General features: G+C 72.5%; 21 protein-coding genes. 10 read left to right on the top strand and 11 right to left on the bottom strand.

Features of this window, described 5'->3' with window-relative positions; genetic code table 11:
- Positions 1 to 215, top strand: a 215-nt coding sequence (locus AB0B86_RS25895) for a hypothetical protein (RefSeq protein WP_357419969.1), incomplete at its 5' end; no start/stop codon positions are given.
- 132 nt (positions 216 to 347) lie between these two features.
- Here the strand turns inward: AB0B86_RS25895 and AB0B86_RS25890 are convergent.
- Positions 348 to 1268, bottom strand: coding sequence for an ADP-ribosylglycohydrolase family protein (locus tag AB0B86_RS25890; RefSeq protein WP_357419967.1), 921 nt, complete (start codon positions 1266 to 1268; stop codon positions 348 to 350).
- A gap of 73 nt (positions 1269 to 1341) precedes the next feature.
- On the opposite strand from AB0B86_RS25890, the gene AB0B86_RS25885 reads away from it, so the two are divergent.
- The gene (locus AB0B86_RS25885; RefSeq protein ID WP_357411803.1) at positions 1342 to 2031 is read left to right on the top strand and encodes a response regulator transcription factor; all 690 of its coding nucleotides are present in this window, start codon (positions 1342 to 1344) and stop codon (positions 2029 to 2031) included.
- 29 nt (positions 2032 to 2060) lie between these two features.
- Positions 2061 to 3464 carry a HAMP domain-containing sensor histidine kinase gene (locus AB0B86_RS25880; protein ID WP_357411802.1) on the top strand — a complete coding sequence of 468 codons (1404 nt, stop codon included), beginning with the start codon at positions 2061 to 2063 and terminating at the stop codon, positions 3462 to 3464.
- 247 nt (positions 3465 to 3711) lie between these two features.
- Here the strand turns inward: AB0B86_RS25880 and AB0B86_RS25875 are convergent, their stop codons facing one another.
- Both AB0B86_RS25875 and AB0B86_RS25870 read right to left on the bottom strand, forming a co-directional pair.
- Positions 3712 to 4734 carry an adenosine deaminase gene (locus AB0B86_RS25875; RefSeq protein ID WP_357419965.1) on the bottom strand — a complete coding sequence of 341 codons (1023 nt, stop codon included), beginning with the start codon at positions 4732 to 4734 and terminating at the stop codon, positions 3712 to 3714.
- On the bottom strand, positions 4731 to 5525 hold the full coding sequence (locus AB0B86_RS25870; protein WP_357419964.1) for a trans-aconitate 2-methyltransferase: 795 nt from the start codon (positions 5523 to 5525) through the stop codon (positions 4731 to 4733). Before AB0B86_RS25870 ends, AB0B86_RS25875 begins: the two co-directional genes overlap by 4 nt.
- 81 nt (positions 5526 to 5606) lie before the next feature.
- Here AB0B86_RS25870 and AB0B86_RS25865 point away from each other — a divergent pair, with 81 nt between their 5' ends.
- Together AB0B86_RS25865 and AB0B86_RS25860 are read left to right on the top strand one after the other, a co-directional pair.
- Complete coding sequence (locus AB0B86_RS25865) at positions 5607 to 6590, top strand: aldo/keto reductase (protein WP_357411799.1); 984 nt, start codon at positions 5607 to 5609, stop codon at positions 6588 to 6590.
- Between the two features lie 88 nt (positions 6591 to 6678).
- On the top strand, positions 6679 to 6873 hold the full coding sequence (locus AB0B86_RS25860; protein WP_357411798.1) for a hypothetical protein: 195 nt from the start codon (positions 6679 to 6681) through the stop codon (positions 6871 to 6873).
- A gap of 126 nt (positions 6874 to 6999) precedes the next feature.
- Here the strand turns inward: AB0B86_RS25860 and AB0B86_RS25855 are convergent, their stop codons facing one another.
- The 7 genes from AB0B86_RS25855 to AB0B86_RS25825 form a co-directional block, all read right to left on the bottom strand.
- Positions 7000 to 7203 (bottom strand): cold-shock protein, encoded by a 204-nt coding sequence (locus AB0B86_RS25855; RefSeq protein WP_030338233.1) that lies wholly within the window; start codon positions 7201 to 7203, stop codon positions 7000 to 7002.
- A gap of 288 nt (positions 7204 to 7491) precedes the next feature.
- Positions 7492 to 7764, bottom strand: coding sequence for a DUF4235 domain-containing protein (locus tag AB0B86_RS25850; protein WP_357411797.1), 273 nt, complete (start codon positions 7762 to 7764; stop codon positions 7492 to 7494).
- On the bottom strand, positions 7761 to 8135 hold the full coding sequence (locus AB0B86_RS25845) for a DUF3618 domain-containing protein (RefSeq protein ID WP_357411796.1): 375 nt from the start codon (positions 8133 to 8135) through the stop codon (positions 7761 to 7763). Before AB0B86_RS25845 ends, AB0B86_RS25850 begins: the two co-directional genes overlap by 4 nt.
- On the bottom strand, positions 8132 to 8566 hold the full coding sequence (locus AB0B86_RS25840; protein WP_357411795.1) for a phage holin family protein: 435 nt from the start codon (positions 8564 to 8566) through the stop codon (positions 8132 to 8134). Before AB0B86_RS25840 ends, AB0B86_RS25845 begins: the two co-directional genes overlap by 4 nt.
- A 183-nt stretch (positions 8567 to 8749) precedes the next feature.
- Entirely contained in the window at positions 8750 to 9937 is a 1188-nt protein-coding gene (locus AB0B86_RS25835) for a mechanosensitive ion channel family protein (protein ID WP_357419963.1), read from the bottom strand.
- Between the two features lie 83 nt (positions 9938 to 10020).
- Positions 10021 to 10842 carry a DUF1206 domain-containing protein gene (locus AB0B86_RS25830; RefSeq protein WP_357411793.1) on the bottom strand — a complete coding sequence of 274 codons (822 nt, stop codon included), beginning with the start codon at positions 10840 to 10842 and terminating at the stop codon, positions 10021 to 10023.
- Between the two features lie 58 nt (positions 10843 to 10900).
- A complete protein-coding gene (locus AB0B86_RS25825) occupies positions 10901 to 11245 on the bottom strand; it encodes a hypothetical protein (protein WP_357411810.1) in 345 nt (114 codons plus the stop codon).
- Between the two features lie 117 nt (positions 11246 to 11362).
- Between AB0B86_RS25825 and AB0B86_RS25820 the strand changes: the two genes are divergently transcribed.
- Both AB0B86_RS25820 and AB0B86_RS25815 read left to right on the top strand, forming a co-directional pair.
- The gene (locus AB0B86_RS25820) at positions 11363 to 12589 is read left to right on the top strand and encodes a cysteine desulfurase-like protein (RefSeq protein WP_357419960.1); all 1227 of its coding nucleotides are present in this window, start codon (positions 11363 to 11365) and stop codon (positions 12587 to 12589) included.
- Positions 12586 to 12873, top strand: coding sequence for a GNAT family N-acetyltransferase (locus tag AB0B86_RS25815; protein WP_357411791.1), 288 nt, complete (start codon positions 12586 to 12588; stop codon positions 12871 to 12873). Before AB0B86_RS25820 ends, AB0B86_RS25815 begins: the two co-directional genes overlap by 4 nt.
- Positions 12874 to 12918: 45 nt before the next feature.
- Here the strand turns inward: AB0B86_RS25815 and AB0B86_RS25810 are convergent, their stop codons facing one another.
- Entirely contained in the window at positions 12919 to 14409 is a 1491-nt protein-coding gene (locus AB0B86_RS25810; protein WP_357411790.1) for a glycoside hydrolase family 3 N-terminal domain-containing protein, read from the bottom strand.
- Between the two features lie 216 nt (positions 14410 to 14625).
- Here AB0B86_RS25810 and AB0B86_RS25805 point away from each other — a divergent pair, with 216 nt between their 5' ends.
- The 3 genes from AB0B86_RS25805 to AB0B86_RS25795 all read left to right on the top strand — a co-directional run bounded on the left by AB0B86_RS25805 (position 14626) and on the right by AB0B86_RS25795 (position 17496).
- Positions 14626 to 14751, top strand: a complete 126-nt coding sequence (locus AB0B86_RS25805) for a hypothetical protein (RefSeq protein WP_255421242.1) — start codon at positions 14626 to 14628, stop codon at positions 14749 to 14751.
- Positions 14752 to 14840: 89 nt separating this feature from the next.
- Positions 14841 to 15791: a TIGR03557 family F420-dependent LLM class oxidoreductase gene (locus AB0B86_RS25800; RefSeq protein ID WP_357411789.1), complete on the top strand. Its 951-nt coding sequence runs from the start codon at positions 14841 to 14843 to the stop codon at positions 15789 to 15791.
- A 73-nt stretch (positions 15792 to 15864) separates the two neighbouring features.
- Positions 15865 to 17496, top strand: coding sequence for a RecQ family ATP-dependent DNA helicase (locus AB0B86_RS25795; RefSeq protein ID WP_357411788.1), 1632 nt, complete (start codon positions 15865 to 15867; stop codon positions 17494 to 17496).
- Positions 17497 to 17528 lie beyond the last annotated feature (32 nt).

Genomic DNA, 17528 nt, shown 5'->3' with positions numbered 1-17528 from the left:
CGGTGACCGGCCGCGCCGACAAGCCCGCGACCCTCGCCGAGGTGACCGGCCGCGCCGACAAGCCCGCGACCCTCGCCGAGGTGACCGGCCGCGCCGACAAGCCCGCGACCCTCGCCGAGGTGACCGGCCGCGCCGACGACTCGGCCGAGTCGACCGAGGCCGCGAAGCCGACCGAGGCCGCTACCCCGGCCGAACCGGTGGCCGCCACTCGGTGACCAACTCGGGTTTCTCGAAACCGGGGCTTCCCCGCCGGGTGGAAGGCCCGACTTTCAGAAAAGCGAGGTGATCACCGCCGGTAGAACCCGCCCAGACCCGTACGAGCCGGGCAGACCGGGCCTCGGCGGCGGTCAGGGCAACCAGGCGGGTAGCGGCTCGCGGGCGGACAGCCACGCCTCGGGCACGCCACCGGGGGTGCCGACACCCGTGTACGCGGCCACTATCGCGCCGACGATGGCGGCCGTGGTGTCCGTGTCGCCGCCGGCCTCGACGCATCTCCGGATCGCCGCCGGATAGTCGTCGAGGTGGGTGGCGGCGACCCAGAGGGTGAACCCGACGGTGTCCTGCGCGGTCACCCGGGAACCGTTGCCGAGCTCCGCCACCACCAGGTCCATCGGTCGGCCGAGCAGCCCGGCGGCCCGGCTCACGCTCCGCTGCACCTCGGTGCCCGGGTCCAACGCGGCGGCGATCCCGGCGAGTAGGCGCTCCGGGGCCGGCCGGTGCCCGTCGAGGCGGCCCCGGGCGGCAAGCGCGGCGGCCACGGCCACCGCGACGGCGCCGGCGATGCCCTCCGGGTGCGCGTGGGTCACCTCGGCCGAGGCGCGGGCCTGCGCCGCGGCCCGGGCGGTCGAGTCGGCGAAGTACGCGCCGAGCGGGCCGACCCGCATCGCCGCGCCGTTGCCGCAGGAGCCCTGGCCGTCGAAGGCGGAGGCGGCGGCCAGCGGCCACGGGGTGCCGGCACGGATCAGCCGCAGGATCGCCATCGCGCCGGAACCGTAGCCGCGGCGCGGCGTGCCCCGTTCGGCGAAGGCCAGGGCCAGCCGGTCGGGGTTGACGGCACCGGAGTGGGCCAGCTCGGCGAAGACCGAGCAGGCCATCTCGGTGTCGTCGGTCCACTCCCAGGGGGCCGGCGGCAGCGGACCCGCCAGGAGGTCCGGGGCCGCGGACCCTGGCAGGAAGTACTGTGCGCCGAGCGCGTCGCCGGTCGAGAGACCGGCGAGGCTGTCCCGGGCGAGCGCCAGACGGGCATCGACGAACAGGGTGAACGACATCGTCGTACCAGCTTGCCCGCTCGCCAGGCACGTCGCAATGCGATCAACTTGCCAGCACCAGTACGGTCTTGTCGTGGCCTCCGTGCTCCTGGTCGAAGACGATCACGTCGTACGCGGCGCGATGCTGCGGTCCCTCACCGACCGGGGGCATGCCGTGCACGCCGTGGGTACGGCGTTGGACGCCCTGCGTCGGGTCGCCGCGGAGACACCCGACCTGGTGGTGCTCGACCTCGGCCTGCCCGACCTGGACGGCTCGGACGCGCTGCGGATGCTGCGCGGCATCACCGATATCCCGATCATCATCGCGACCGCCCGGGACGACGAGCAGTCGGTGGTCAAGCTCCTGCGCGCCGGCGCCGACGACTACATGGTCAAGCCGTTCACCGGTGCGCACCTGGACGCCCGGATCACCACGGTGCTGCGCCGGGCGGGTCGGGCCAGTCGGACGGTTCAGCCGGCGGTGCACTGCGTCGGCGGGCTGCGGGTGGACGTGGGCGAGCGCAGCGCCCAGCTGGACGGGGAGCCACTGGCGCTGACCCGCAAGGAATTCGACCTGCTGGCGTATCTCGCCGCACGACCCGGGCGGGTAGTGTCCCGCCGGGAACTCTTGGAGGAGGTATGGCGGCAGCCATCGGTCGGCGAGGATCAGACCATCGACGTTCACCTGTACTGGCTCCGCAGAAAGATGGGCGAGTCCGCGGCGAAGCCGCGTTACCTGCGCACCGTGCGGGGGGTCGGATTCCGGCTGGTGGCACCGGACTGAGGACGGCGCTGGCCCTGCTCACTGCCGGCATGAGCAGCCTCGTCGCGCTCGCGTTCCTGATCCCTCTGGGCCTCAGCCTGCGCGAGCAGAGCCGGGACGAGGCGATCGCCGACGCGGCCCGACGCAGCGCGTTGGTCACTGGCGCGCTGGCGGTGAGCACCGCTCCGGCAGTTGTCGAGCGGGCCGTGGCGGCGAGCGCCGAGGGCGCGCCGGCCCGGCCCGTGGTGCACGGCCTGGGCCTGGACGAGTCAGCGGGTAGGGCCACCGGCGGCGACCTGGACCGGGCTCGTGCCGACCGGCGCTCCCGGGTCGTCGACGTGGACGGCGGCGTGGTCCGACTCGACCCGGTCGTGCTCGGTGACCGGACGGCAGTGGTCGAGGTGTTCCTGCCGGACTCGACGCTCGGCGAGGGCGCCGGTGGCACGTGGCTGCTGCTGTTCGCGGTCGGGGCGGCGATGGCCGGCGCGGCGGTGCTGGTGGTGGACCGGGTGGCCGCCCGCGCGGTGGACTCGACCCGGGGCCTGGTCGAGGCCGCGCTGTCCATCGGCGACGGCGACCTGGGCGTACGTGTCGAGCCGACCGGTCCGCGTGAGCTGGCCGAGGCCGGGTACGCCTTCAACCGGATGGCCGACCGGCTGGACGCGGCCCGTACCGATGAGCGGGAGTTGGTGGCCGACCTGTCGCATCGGCTGCGTACCCCGTTGACAGTGTTGCGGTTGGACGCGGAGGCGTTGGAGTCCGACGACACAAGCGTGGGTTCGTTCAGCCCGGCGGAGCTGGACCGGCTGCGCGGCATCCGGCGGATCCGGCAGGCGATCGTCACCCTGGAGGGTGAGATCGATGTGCTGATCAAGACGACCCGTAAGTCGGTGGCGCACGAGGCCGGCCCGGCGATGTGTGACGTCAGCGAGGTGGTCCGGGACCGGATGGTGTTCTGGGCGGCCCTCGCTGGCGACCAGAACCGGCCACACCGGGTGAACGGCGCGCAACTGCGCATCCCCGCGCCGGTGCCCCGGGCCGAGCTGGCCGCCGCGCTGGACGCGGTGATCGGCAACGTCTTCCGGTACACGCCGCAGGGCACCGCGTTCGAGGTGGCCGTGTCCCGGCGCGACGGGTACGTGGCGATCCGGATCGACGACGCCGGCCCCGGCATCGCCAACCCGGACCGGGCGCTGCGCCGGGGCACCAGCGACCAGGGCTCGACCGGGCTCGGCCTGGACATCGCCAAGCGGGTGGCGTTGCAGGCCAACGGGTCGGTGAGCATCGACCGGGCCCGGTTGGGCGGGGCCAGCGTGGTGATGTTGCTCGCCGATCCGGAGGCCACGCCGCGGCAGGTGAGCCGCTTCGGCCTGGTCGGACGGATGGCCCGCGACGCCCGGGACACCAAGGGTGCCGGTCGGCGCTGGCCGCGCCAACGCCCCACCGACGACTGACCGGGTTGTGGGCCGTCGCAAGTCTTCCTTAGATCGCGGTTAACGAACGGCCAGGATCGGCCGTGAGCTGACAGGATCAGCTGGCGAACCCACCAGTTTCACCGGCCGAGCGCCCACGCGCACCCACGACCGGTGAAGCCGCGCGCGCGGCGGGAGTCACAGGTCCCCCCACACCCCACGCTCCCGCCGCGCGCCCCGCTCCCCGCCCCCGGTGACGACCGCAGCCGGCCGGAGCGGGCCGGACCGCTCAACCGGCGGTGGCGAGGTACGCGTCGATCTCGGCCGTGATCCGCTGCTTGCCGTCGGGGTCGAGGAAGGACGCGGTCACCGCGTTGCGGGCCAGCCCGGCCAGCCCTTCGGGACCGAGCCCGAGCAGGCGGGCCGCCACTGCGTACTCGTCGTTGAGGGTGGTGCCGAACATCGGCGGATCGTCGGAGTTGATGGTGACCAGCAGCCCGGCGTCGACAAGCTGGGGCAGCGGGTGCTCGTCGAGGTTGGCCACCGCCCGGGTCCGGATGTTCGACGTCGCGCAGATCTCCATTCCGATCTGCCGCTCGGCCAGGTGGGCCAGCAGCTCCGGGTCCTGCGCGGCGGAGATGCCGTGCCCGATCCGCTCGGCGCCCAGGTCGTTGAGCGCGTCCCAGATGGTCTGCGGCCCGGTGGTCTCCCCGGCGTGCGGCACCGAGCGCAGCCCGGCGGCGCGGGCCCTGTCGAAGTAGGGCCGGAACTGCGGCCGGGGTACGCCGATCTCCGGGCCACCCAGACCGAAGCTGACCAGCCCGTCCGGGCGCTCCTGCAGGGCGATGCGCAGCGTCTCCTCGGCCGCGGGCAGGCCCGCCTCGCCGGGGATGTCGAAGCACCAGCGCAGGTCGATGCCGAAGTCGGCGGTCGCGCGCTTGCGGGCGTCCTCGATGGCCTCGCAGAACGCCGGCGCGGGGATGCCCCGACGTACGTGCGAGTACGGGGTGATCGTCAGTTCCGCGTACCGGACCTGCTGGCGGGCCAGCTCCCGGGCCACCTCGTGGGTGAGGATCCAGACGTCCTCCGGGTCGCGGATGAGATCCACCACGCTCAGGTAGACCTCGATGAAGTGCGCGAAGTCGCGGAACTCGAAGTAGGCGGCGAGCGCCTGCGGGTCGGCCGGCACGGGGGTGCGTCCCTCGTGGCGGGCGGCCAACTCGGCGACGATCCGGGGCGAGGCGGAGCCCACGTGGTGCACGTGCAGCTCCACCTTGGGCAGGCCGGCGATGAAGGTGGACGGGTCGGTCACGAACTCTCCTCTGCACTGTCGCCGATGCGGGCGACGACGAAGACCCGACGGAACGGGAAGTACACCTGACCCTGCCGGACCGGGTAGGCGGCGGCGAGGCGTACCCCCAGCTCGGCGCGGAAGGCCGACCAGCCGGCGGCGTCGAGCGCGGCCCGGACCGGACGCAGCGCGGTGCCCTCCATCCAGGTCAGCACCGGGTGCTCGGCGGCCGGTCGGGCGGGCAGGAGGTGCACGTAGGTAGTCTCCCAGGCGTCGACCGCGCAGCCGGCGGCGGTGAGCAGTGCCGCGTAGTCGGCCGGGTCGTCGACCGGGTCGGCGCGCAGCAGCGGGGCGATCTCGGCCCGCCAGGCCGGCCCGTCGGCGACCTGGCGCAACGCGCGATGCGAGGCGGCGGTGAAGTTGCCGGGGACCTGCATGGCGAGCCATCCGCCGGCGGGCAGCTCGGCGGCCCACCGGCGCAGCAGCTCCTGGTGGCCGGGCACCCACTGGAGCGCGGCGTTGCTCACCACCACATCCTCGTCGCCGGTGGGACGCCAGTCGCGCAGGTCGGCGACGGCGAAGTCGACAGGGGCGCCGAGGGCGGTGGCCCGGTCGATCATTTCGGGCGAGGAGTCCAGCCCGCGCACCCGGCTCGTGGGCCAGCGTTCGGCGAGGGTGGCGGTGAGCTGGCCAGGGCCGCAGCCGAGGTCGACCACCGTCCGGGGCCGGTGCGCCGCGATCCGCGCGACCAGGTCGTGGAACGGTCGCGATCGCTCGTCGCCGTAGCGCAGGTAGCTCGTCGGATCCCACATACATCCTCCAAACCGTACGTCCGTCTTGTTAAGATACGGGCTCGCCTGGCCGGCCGGCAACCCGGTCACTAGGCTCGGGGCATGGAACAGCGCAGCTTCAACCGGCTCGGCCGGACCGTCGGGGCGGTCGGCCTGGGCGCCTGGCAACTCGGCGCAGACTGGGGCACCGTCAGCGAGGCCGACGCGATGGCGGTGCTCGCCGCCGCCGTGGACAACGGGGTCACCTTCCTCGACACCGCAGACGGGTACGGCGACGGCCGCAGCGAGCAGCTGATCGGCCGCTTCCTCCGCACCCGACCCGACGCCGGGCTGACCGTCGCCACCAAGATGGGCCGCCGCGTCGAGCAGCGGCCGGAGTTCTACAACCTGGACAACTTCCGGCAGTGGACCGACCGGTCCCGGGCCAACCTGGGCATGGACACCCTGGACCTGGTCCAGTTGCACTGCCCACCCACCCCCGTCTTCTCCTCCGACGAGGTCTTCGACGGCCTGGACACCCTCGTCGCCGAGAAGGCCATCGCCGGGTACGGGGTGAGCGTCGAGACCTGCGACCAGGCCCTCACCGCGATCGCCCGGCCGGGAGTGGCGAGCGTGCAGATCATCCTCAACGCGGTCCGGCACAAGCCCCTCGAGCGGGTCCTTCCGGCGGCCGCGGCGGCCGGGGTGGGCATCATCGCCCGGGTGCCGCTGGCCAGCGGCCTGCTCTCCGGCCGGTACGACGAGCACACCGAGTTCCCCGCCGACGACCACCGCAACTACAACCGGCACGGCGCGGCCTTCGACGTCGGCGAGACGTTCTCCGGCGTCGACTACGAGCGGGGCCTGGCCGCCGTCCGCCGACTCGCGCCGCTCGTCGACGCGGACCGCACGATGGCGCAGTTCGCGCTGCGCTGGGTGCTGGACCAGCCGGGCGTCACAGTCGTCATCCCCGGTGCCCGCGACGCGGAGCAGGCCCGCCGCAACGCCGAGGCGGCAGCCCTGTCGCCGCTCACCGACAGCCAGCTGGCCGCCGTCAGCGAGATCTACGACGAGCTGATCCGCCCGCAGGTGCACGACCGGTGGTGACGGGCCCGCCCGGCAAACTCGCGTCGCGTGGCCCGACCAGCGATGCTGGCGGACAGCGTGCCGCAGCGGGCGGCGGAGAGGGGATGCGATGAGGGGCTGGCTTGCGCTCACCCTCGGCCTGTTGGCCGTGGTGATCGGTGCGGTGTGGACGGTGCAGGGTCTCGGCTACGTCACCGGCAGCGTCATGACCGACCAGAAGATCTGGGCGGTGCTCGGCCCGCTCGTGGCGTTGGCCGGGCTGGTGGTGCTCTGGCTCGGCCTGCGCTCGCGCCGCCGGAACTGATCCACCGCCCCACCCTGGCGTCCAGCTTCCCGCAACGACGAAGCCCCGTATCCCGGACGGGATACGGGGCTTCGCAACGACCCTGACCAGATCGTCCCACCGGCCGGCGGAAGCCGGCCGGCTCACTCAGATGGGACGGACCTGCTCGGCCTGCGGGCCCTTCTGACCCTGTGCAATCTCGAACTCCACCCGCTGGTTCTCCTCCAGCGAGCGGTAGCCGCTGGTCTGGATGGCCGAGAAGTGGACGAACACGTCAGCACCCCCACCATCGACGGTGATGAAGCCGAAGCCCTTGTCAGCGTTGAACCACTTCACGGTTCCCTGAGCCATGTGTATCTCCTTCTAAAAACTGGTGGCCGTGCACGCCGTGCGGCCAATTGGCCGTTTTCGAGCAGCGGCGTCTGAGGCGGCCCCACGAAGGAGACTTCTCTCAACCCACGCCATCTCGCAACAGCGTGGACCAGCAAATCACGGAGGTAAAAAGTCTGTCACGACCTCTCCGACGAATTTCTCCGACATGTGACCTGACGGATGCCTCAGTCCCGCTGGGCGGCGTCCGAAGCCATGCGAAAGCCCCCTTCCCATCGATGCGGGAAGAGGGCTGACGGCACTGCGCGATCAGTCCGGCCAGCTGCCGGTCATCCGGCGGACGCCGACCGCGCCACCACGGTCCACAGCGGCCCGGACCACCGCGAAGATGGCCCCCTGCAACGCCGCGGCGGCCAGGATCTCACCCCAGCCGCGATCCTCGTCTGTGGCGTTGGGCGCCTCGCCGTCGCCCGCGGTGACCTTCCAGACCTGCCGGAAGATCGCCCCGGCGGCCGCGCCCGCGGCGATACCCAACAACACGCCGACCGGCCGGTACGCGACCCTGCCGATGCTCTTGCTCACCTACGCCTCCCCCGCACGATCATCAGCACCACCACCGTCGCCACCGCACCGGCGGCGATCGCCGCCCACGGCACCGGGTTGCGGCGCACCAGCTCACCCTTGTCGTGCGCCTGCGCACGCACCATCCCACCCTTTTCGTAGGCCTGTGCCCGCGCCATTCCGGCGCCCCGCACGGCCTGCCCGCGAACCCGGGCCATTGTCTGCGCCGCCTGCTCGCGCATCCGCTCCTTCGCCTGTTCGGCGGACTCCTTCAGGCGGGCCTTGACGTCGGCCTTGGCGGCCAGCGCCTCCATCGTCTCGCCCAACTCGACCCGGGTCCGTCGGATCTCCTCGCGGAGGGCCTCCGTGTCGCCGGTCCCGTTGCCCGTCATTGCCGCCCCCTGTCCTTCACCGCGGCGGTGACGGTGTCCATGTCGGCCCGGAGGCTGCGAACCGTGGCCGCCGGCACCGGCGGGACAGCACGGCTTACCTGCTTCTTGCCCACCAGGGCGAGAATGCCGGCCACCAGGAAGCAGGCCACTGCCACGAGCAGCGCCGCGGCCCAGGCGGGCAGCACCAGGTCGAGCAGCAGGATCGCCGTGGCGACAAGCGCGCCCAGGCCGAAGAACGCCAGCGCGCCGCCGCCGCCGAACAAGCCGATCCCGATGCCCGCGTGCTTGCCCTTCTGGGTCAACTCCGCCCGGGCCAGCGCCAGTTCGTCCCGTACGAGGCGGGAGACCTGCTCGGTGGCCCGCTGCACCAACTCGGCGGTGGAGGGCTCGCTCCCGTTGTGGGATGTGCGGGCGTTCGCCACGTCAGCCATGCTGTCCTCCTTTCTCTATCACCGCGCTGTATGCCCGAAGTTGCCGCTCGTCAATCCTAAAACGCGACGAGCGGCGCACCGTTGCCGTTGGCCGGACGCCGCGCCGCGGAGTCGGCTCAGCCGATCACGCCAGAGACGTCCGGCAGCACATCCCCCGCCCAAGCCCGACCAAACCTCCCGGGGTCAGGTACGCGCTTCCTCCGGGCCGACGAATGCCTCGCTGCGGGCGTCGCCGTCGTCGCTGCCGCCGAAGACCCGGGCGTCGTCGGGCGCCTCGGTCTCGGCCGGACGGCGGGCCGGCCGCCTCGGCTGCACCCACTGCCAGGGCAGGTTGCTGCTGGCGTCGCCCAGCTCGGTGCGCATCCGGGGCATGGCCGTCGGACGGTTGTCCCGGATCCAGGCGACCAGGTGCTCCCGGACGAGGCAGCGCAGGTCCCACAGACTGCCCGCGTCGGCGGCGCTGACCAGAGCGCGCATCCGGATCATCCCGCCGGTGGCGTCGGTGACCTGCAGGACGCAGACCCGCCCGTCCCACAGCTCGGTGCCCTCGACCAGGCGGCGCAGCTCCTCGCGCATTGTCTGCACCGGCACCGCCCAGTCCACGTCGAACTCGGCGGTGCCGAGCACCGCCGCCTCGGTGCGGGTCCAGTTCTGGAAGGGCTTGCTGGTGAAGTACGAGGTGGGCAGGATCAACCGGCGGTCGTCCCAGATCTGCACGACGACGTAGCTGAGGGTCAGCTCCTCGATCCGACCCCACTCCCCCTCGACGACGACCACGTCGTCGAGCCGGACGGCGTCGCTGAAGGCGAGCTGGAGGCCGGCGAAGACGTTGCCGAGCAGGCTCTGCGCGGCGAGCGCGGCCACCACACCGACCACCCCGGCCGAGGTCAGCACGCCGGCACCGATGCCCCGCACGCTCGGGAAGGTCATCAGCATCACACCGACGGTCAGGATGACGATCACCGCGATGGTCAGTCGGCGCAGCATCACCACCTGGGTCCGGACCCGGCGGGCGTGCCGGTTGTCCGGTACGTCGACCCGGAACCGGGCCAGCGCGGTGTCCTCCACGACGACCAGCAGGGCGGCGACCAGCCAGGCGGTGCTGGCGATGACGGCGAGGACGAGCAGGTGCAGCAGCAGCCGCCGCCAGCTCTCGCCGACCGCGTACCCGGTGCTGAAGCGGACGGCGAACTGCCCGGCGACGACCACACCGGCCACCTGGAACGGGCGGTGGGCGTGGTCGGTCAACTCGGTGAACAGCAGTGACCGGCGGCCGAAGCGTCGGGTCAGCCGGTGGACGACCTCGACCAGGAACAGGGCGACCGCGGCCGCGATGAGCGCGGCGGCGGCCGTTTCGAGATAGTTCTGCACGGTTGCGATGCTTCCCTTCGACAAAACGTCGGGCACTCCGGGCAAAAGCCCAAGAGTGCCCGACGGTCCGGCTGTCGACCAGTTCAGACCTTGCGGTACCGGGACTGGAGGAAGCAGTAGATGCCGAAGGCGGCGATGCCCAGTGCGACAAGGGTCAGCAGGAAGGTGCCGTAGGACTGCTCCTGCAGGGTGCGCAGCGCGGCGTCCAGACCACGGGCCTTCTCCGGGTCGTAGTTCACCGCCGCGACGATGACCAGCAGACCGGCGATGCCGTACGCGACGCCCTTGGCGATGTATCCGGCCATGCCGAGCCGGCGGGCCAACTGGCGGGTCTTCGGGCTCATCTCGCCGGTCTTGAGGTGCTTCTCGAACTTCTTGAGGGCGCCGTAGATGACCAGGCCGACACCGATCGCGGCGAGCACCAGCCCGGCCAGGCCGACCAGCCAGCGGCCTCCGCTGGAGGTCATCAGCTTGCCGGTCAACGCCTCCTGCTGGTCGGCGCTGTTCGACCCGGCGTCCTTGAAGACCTTGAAGGCGGTCCAGGCGAAGTAGAGGTAGACGATGGTCCGGCCGGCCGAGGCGAGCCGCTCGGTGACGCGTTCCTTGCCGCGCTCGGCGCGGTGCCCGACCGCCGCCTCCAGCCCCTGCCAGATCGCCATCGCGAGCAGGCCGACCGCGACGGCGATGACCAGGAACTTACCCAGGGGCTGTTCGGAGAGGGTACGCAGCGCGCCGGACTGGTCGCCGTCGTCGGACGACGTGCCGAACGCGATCTGCAACGCCAACCAGGCGAAGAGGAGGTGGACGATGCCGTAGCCGATGAAGCCGGCCCGGGCGAGGAGTTCCAGCCACCGGCTGTCCGCCGTTCGGGAGGCGGTGGCTTCGGCGCTACGGGTGAGTGACATGGCGTCACAATCTCCGTTTCGGCAGGTTCCCAAACGTCGGCCACCGCCGCCCGGCGGATCAGTTACCCGGATTGCGCGAGACGCGGATCTTGACCTGCTGGTCGGTGACGCTGTCCACGGTGACCGCGAAGCCGCCGGCCTCGGCGGCCTGCTGCCCCATGGTGAGGCTGAGCTGCTCCCCGGCGACCTCGACTGTCACCTGGTCACCCTCGGCGCCGACCAGCTTGGCCTCGACGCCGAAGATGGTGGCGCTCGCCTCGACACCCCGCTCGAAGGTGACGGTGCAGGCGTCGAGCCCGCAGTCGGTGGAAGCGCCCTGCGAGCTGCACCCGGCGAGCACGGCGAGGCCGAGCGCCAGACCGGCGAACAGACCGGCGGTGCGGCGGGCGAGGGGAATGGGCATGGTGGCGGGTCGGTTCGTCACCTCGCCAAGAGTACGAGACGGTGGCGACAACCCCGCCGCTTGGTGATCCACCCGGCGGCCGACCAGGGCACCTGGCGCACCGGCTAGGGTCCGGGCATGCCCTTCGACATCGCCCGCACCCGGGCCGCCTACCCCGCCCTGACCGAGGGATTCGTGCACTTCGACGGCGCCGGGGGCACCCAGACCGCCACCGGTGTGATCGACGCGGTCACCGACGCCATGCGCGCGGCGGTCGGCAACCGCAGCGCCGCCTCCGTACCGGGTCGCCGGTCGCTGGACCTGGTGGCCGAGGCACGCGCGGCGGTGGCCGACCTGCTCGGCGCCGACCCCGCCGGGGTGGTGCTGGGTCCGAGCGCCACCGCGCTGACGTACACGCTGGCCCGCACGCTCGGCGCGGACTGGCGTCCGGGTGACGAGGTGGTGGTCTCCCGGCTCGACCACGACGCGAACATCCGACCGTGGGTGCAGGCCGCCGAGGCGGCCGGCGCGACGGTGCGCTGGGCCGAGGTCGACCGGCACACCGGCGAGCTACCCGCCGCCCAGTACGCCGACCTGGTGGGCGAGCGGACCCGGCTGGTCGCGGTGACCGCCGGCAGCAACGCCATCGGCACCGTGCCGGACGTGCCGGCGATCGCCAAGATCGCGCACGCGGTCGGCGCGCTGGTCTGCGTCGACGGGGTGCACTCCGTCCCGCACGGGCCGACCGACCTGACCGCGCTCGGCGCCGACGTGCTGCTGACCAGCGCGTACAAGTGGTCCGGTCCGCACCTGGCGGCGATGGTGGCCGACCCGGCCCGGTGGGCGGCGCTGCGCCCGACGAAGCTGGTGCCATCCTCCGACGCCGTGCCGGACCGGTTCGAGTACGGCACCCCCAGCTTCGCGCTGCTGTCCGGCGTGACCGCCGCGGTGGACCACCTGGCGGGGCTGGACCCGGACGCGGTCGGGGACCGGCGGGCACGGCTGCACGCCGGGCTGACCGCCGCCCAGGCGCACGAGGAGGCGCTGCTGGACCGGCTGCTCGCCGGGTTCGCCCAGCGGCCCGCGATCACCGTGTACGGCTCGCCGGCCCGGCGCTGCCCGACTGTGTCGTTCCGGGTCGCCGGGATGTCCCCGGCGGCCACCCAGGAGGCGTTGGGTGCCGCCGGGTTCTGCCTCTCCGTCGGCGACTACTACGCCTACGAGTACTTCCAGCTGATGGGTCTGCGCGACAGCGGCGGCGCGGTGCGGGCCAGCATCTACCACTACAACACCGCCGACGAGGTGGACCGGTTGCTCGCCGAACTGGACGCGCTCGCCGACGGGGCGGGGAGAATGGCCGGATGAGCACCCTGGTCGAGGACAACCCGGCGAAGCACCGCTTCGAGATCCTGGTGGACGACGCGCTTGCCGGCTTCACCGCGTACCTGATGCGTGGGGAGGTTTTGGTCTTCACGCACACCGAGGTGGACAAGAGCTTCCAGGGCAAGGGCGTGGGCGGGGCGTTGATGCGGGGCACCCTGGACCAGGTCCGCGCCCGGGGCGGCCGGGTGGTGCCGCAGTGCCCGTTCATGGCCGCGTTCATCGACAAGCACCCGGAGTACGCCGACCTGGTCGCCGACCTGCCGTAACGCGGGTCGGCCGGCGGGCGCTGACCCGCCGGCGGCCCGGTCGGCTCAGCGGGTGCCGGTGAGCACCTCGGCGACGGCCCGGCCGCTGGCCCGGGTGGCGCCGTGGGTGGCCAGGTGCACCGCCCCGGTGATCAGCTCGGGCACTCCCAACTCCACCACCACCGCGTCCGGCCGGGTGGCGAGGGCCCGTCGCACGGCGGCGCGCATCCAGTCGTGCCGGTGCAGATCCCGGACCACCAGGACCAGGGGACGGGTCCCCGCCGCGGCACCCGGGTCGGCCGGCACGTCGGGTTCGGCGTAGCGGACCGTGCGCGTGCCGGGCAGCAGCTCACCGAGCGGTGCGCCGATGCCCCAGGGGGTCTCCGCGCCGATGGCGATGTTGCGCAGCGGCTCGAACTCGACGACGTACGCCGCACGGGTCAGCGGCAGCGCGTCCGGCGCGGTGCCGGTGGCGGTGATCCGGACGGCCCGCCGGGCGGCGACCAGCCCGACGTCGGCGGGACCGCGGGCTCCGGCCGGCCCGGTACTGCGCGCGGTCATCGTCCAGGCGGCGAGTTGGCCCACCCGCTTGGCCGCCTCGGCGAGGCGTTCCTCGGGCAGCTCACCGGAGACGACAGCGGCCACTATGGCGTCGCGCAGTTCGCGGGCGGCCCGCTCGTCGGAGCGTTCGCCGCCGACGCAGATCGCGTCGGCGCCGGCGGCGAGGGCGCGGACGGTCGCCCCGGCGAAGCCGTACCGGTCGGCGACCGCGCGCATCTCCATCGCGTCGGTCACCACCACCCCGGAGAAGCCCAGCTCGTCGCGGAGCAGCCCGCCCAGGATGCGCTGGCTCAGCGTTGCCGGCAGCTGCGGGTCGAGCGCCGGAACCAGCAGGTGGCCGGTCATCACCGCCTGTACCCCGGCGGCCACGGCGGCCCGGAACGGGGCCAGCTCGCAGGCGTCCAGCCGGTCCCGGTCGGCGGTGATCCGGGGCAGGTCGTGGTGGGAGTCGACGCGGGTGTCGCCGTGCCCGGGGAAGTGCTTGGCGCAGGCCGCCACGCCTCCGGCCTGGAGCCCGCGTACCCAGGCGGCGGTGTGCCGGGCGACAAGCGCCGCGTCGGCACCGAACGAGCGCACGCCGATCACCGGGTTGTCCGGGTTGGAGTTGACGTCGGCGTCCGGGGCGTAGTTGAGGGTGACCCCGGTCGCGGCCAGTTCGACGCCGAGGTCCCGGGCCACCGCCTCGGTCAGCTCCACGTCGTCGACCGCGCCGAGGGCGAGGTTGCCGGGCCGGGAGCTGCCGTGCACCGATTCGAGTCGGGTGACGTCGCCGGCTTCCTCGTCGATCGCCACGATGACGTCCGGACGCTCGGCGCGCAGGGTCGCGGTGAGCGCCGCCACCTGCTCGGGGTCGACGACGTTGCGGGCGAAGAGCACCACCGAGCCGAGCCCCTCGCCGAGCCAGCGGCACACCCACTGTGGCGGGGTGGTGCCGACGAACCCGGGCTGCAGGACGGCGGCGGCGAGGGCCGGGAGGTGCCCGGTGGACGTGGTCACGCCACCGTCTCCTGGCGCTCGGCGTCGGTGACCGGCGTCGACGCGCCCCCGTCGGCCCACTGGTTGCGCTCGCTCATGCGGCCCCCGTACCCCATCTCTCACGCGCCCTCGGCGCGCCGCCACGGCAGGCGGTCATGCCATGGTCACACCGGGCGATTGAATAGTCAATAAACCTTACAGTTGCCTGGCGGCCCGCTCCCGGGGAAGAGTGCGGGGATGGACCCCGCCCTGCTGGCCGACGCGACGAGCCCGGCCGACATCCCCGGCGTACGCCTGCTCGGCCTGGTGGTCGGCGCCCTGCTGCTGCTCGCCGCGATCCGGGCGATGTTCGGCCGGCGCTGAGCACAGTCGTGCCGACCGCGCCGGGTGTGGCCGACGACGACCGGGGTACGGCTTCCCCATCAGCAGGTCCGCGCGCCGAAGGAGAAGCCATGAAGATCGGTTATTTTCTGTCCAGTGAGGAGTTCACGCCCGCCGAACTGGTGGAGCAGGCGCGCGGTGCCGAGCGGGCCGGCTTCGAGGCGCTGTGGATCTCCGACCACTACCACCCCTGGGTGGACGCACAGGGCCAGAGCCCGTTCGTCTGGTCGATGATCGGCGCCCTCAGCCAGGTCTGTTCGCTGCCGGTGACCACCGCGGTGACCTGCCCCACCGTCCGGATCCACCCGGCCGTGATCGCCCAGGCGGCGGCGACCAGCGCGGTGCTGCACGGCGGGCGTTTCGTGCTCGGCGTCGGCACCGGCGAGGCCCTCAACGAGCACATCTTCGGCGACGCCTGGCCGCCGGCCGACGTCCGGCTGGAGATGCTCGAGGAGGCCGTCGAGGTGCTACGCGAGCTGTGGGGCGGCGGCTTCGTCAACCACCGGGGCACGCACTACACAGTGGAGAACGCCCGGATCTACACGCTGCCCGACACCCCACCGTCGATCTACGTCTCCGGCTTCGGCCCGAAGGCCATCGACCTGGCCGCCCGGATCGGCGACGGCTACGTGAGCACAATGCCCGACGGCGAGATGGTCCGGCGGTTCCGCGAGAACGGCGGCGGCGACAAGCCGTGCCAGGCCGGCTTCAAGGCGGCGTACGCGGACAGCGAGGACGAGGGCGTGCGCATCGCGTACGAGCGCTGGCCGAACGCGGGCGTGCCGGGTGAGCTGTCCCAGGTGCTCCCCTCACCGCGTCACTTCGAGCAGGCCGCCGAGCTGGTCAAGCCGGAGATGATCAAGGAGGCGTTCGTCTGCGGCAACAGCGTCGACGCGCACCTGGAGATGATCGACAAGTACGCCAAGGCCGGCTTCGACGAGGTGTACGTGGCCAACACCGGCCCGCACTACCAGGGCCTGTTCGACCTCTACCAGCGCGAGGTGCTGCCCCGACTGCGCTGAGCCCGGCTCCGCCGACCCCATGATCGCCCGAACGCGTTTCGGCGGTCATGGGGTCGGGTACCTCCGGCCCTCGATGAAACTGTCCACGCATTCGATGACGTTGCGCCGCGCGGCCCGCAGCCTTTTCGGCTGGAAGGCACTGCGGCCCAACCAGCTTGCCGCCATGCGCGCGGTGATGAAGCGACGGGACGCCCTTGTGGTGTTGCCCACCGGTGCCGGCAAGTCGGCCATCTATCAGATTCCGGCCAGCCTGATCCCCGGCCCCACCGTGGTGATCTCCCCGCTGCTGGCTCTGCAGCAGGACCAGATCGCCTCGCTCAACGAGCGGCAACGCCCGGAGTTGCGGGCGGTGCGGATCAGCTCCAACGAGTCGCCGAACCAGCAGGCCCAGGCGATCACCGAGGTCCGCGAGGGCCGGGCGGAGTTCCTGTTCATCACGCCCGAGCAGCTCAGCAACCCGGATCGGATGGCGGAGGTCGCCGCGCTGAAACCGGCGCTCGTGGCGATCGACGAGGCGCACTGCATCTCGGCCTGGGGGCACGACTTCCGGCCCGACTACCTGGCGCTCGGGCACCTGATCGACGGCATCGGCCGGCCGCCGGTGGTCGCGCTGACCGCTACCGCGTCACCGCCGGTACGCGACGACATCATCGCCCGGCTGCGGCTGCGCGACCCGGAGGTGGTGGTCTCCGGGCTGGACCGGCCCAACCTGTTCATCGAGGTGGCGCACTGCCCCGACGAGGACTACCGGTGGCGGCGGCTGATGACGCTGCTGAGCGACGAGGGCCGGCCGGGCATCATCTACGTGCCGACCCGCCGCGCCGCCGAGGAGCTGGCCACCCGGTTGACCGACGCCGGCTTCCCGGCGCAGTTCTACCACGGTGGGATGCCGGCCGGCGCGCGTGCCGAGCTGCACGAGGCGTTCCTCGCCGACCAGGTCCCCATCATGGTGGCGACCTCGGCGTTCGGTATGGGCATCGACAAGCCGAACATCGCCTGGGTGGTGCACATGGCCCTGCCCGACTCGCCGGACAGCTACTTCCAGGAGATCGGCCGGGCCGGCCGCGACGGGCAACCGGCCCGGGTGCTGCTGCTCTGGCGGGCCGAGGACGTCGGCCTGCAACGCTTCTTCAGCGGCGGCCTGCCGGACGCCGACGAGTTGCGGGACCTGGCCGCGCTGCTGCGGCGCAAGCCGGCCACCAAGACCGAACTGCGCGAGACCACCGGCCTCGGGCCGCGCAAGCTGGGCCAGTACCTGTCCCTGCTGGAGCAGATCGGCGCGGCCGAGCCGCGGGCTCGCCAGCGCATCGGCGCCCCGCGCTACTCCCCCGCCCCGGCCGAGGCCGCCGCGGCGGCGCTCGCCGAGGCGGAGCGCCAGCAGACGGTGACCCGGTCCCGCACCGACATGATGCGGGCCTTCGCCGAGACCAACTCCTGTCGGATGCAGACCCTGCTTGCCTACTTCGGTGAGCAGATGACCGAGGTCTGCGGGCACTGCGACAACTGCCACGCCGGCACCAGCGTCGCCGACCAGGGCGCGGTCGGGCCGTTCCCGGTGCACAGCCAGGTGCGTCACCCAGAGTGGGGAACCGGCATGGTGCTCTCCTACGAGGAGGACAAGATGACTGTCCTCTTCGAGGAGGTCGGGTACAAGACGTTGTCGGTGCGCGTGGTGTCCGAACAGGGCCTGCTGACCCTGGACTAGCCTGACCCGGGCGCCGGCGCGCGCCCGGTGGA

The organism is Micromonospora sp. NPDC049047, from assembly GCF_040649135.1.
Lineage (GTDB): Bacteria > Actinomycetota > Actinomycetes > Mycobacteriales > Micromonosporaceae > Micromonospora.
The sequence above is the reverse complement of the archived record's forward strand: the minus strand, read 5'-3'. Positions and strand labels throughout refer to the sequence as shown.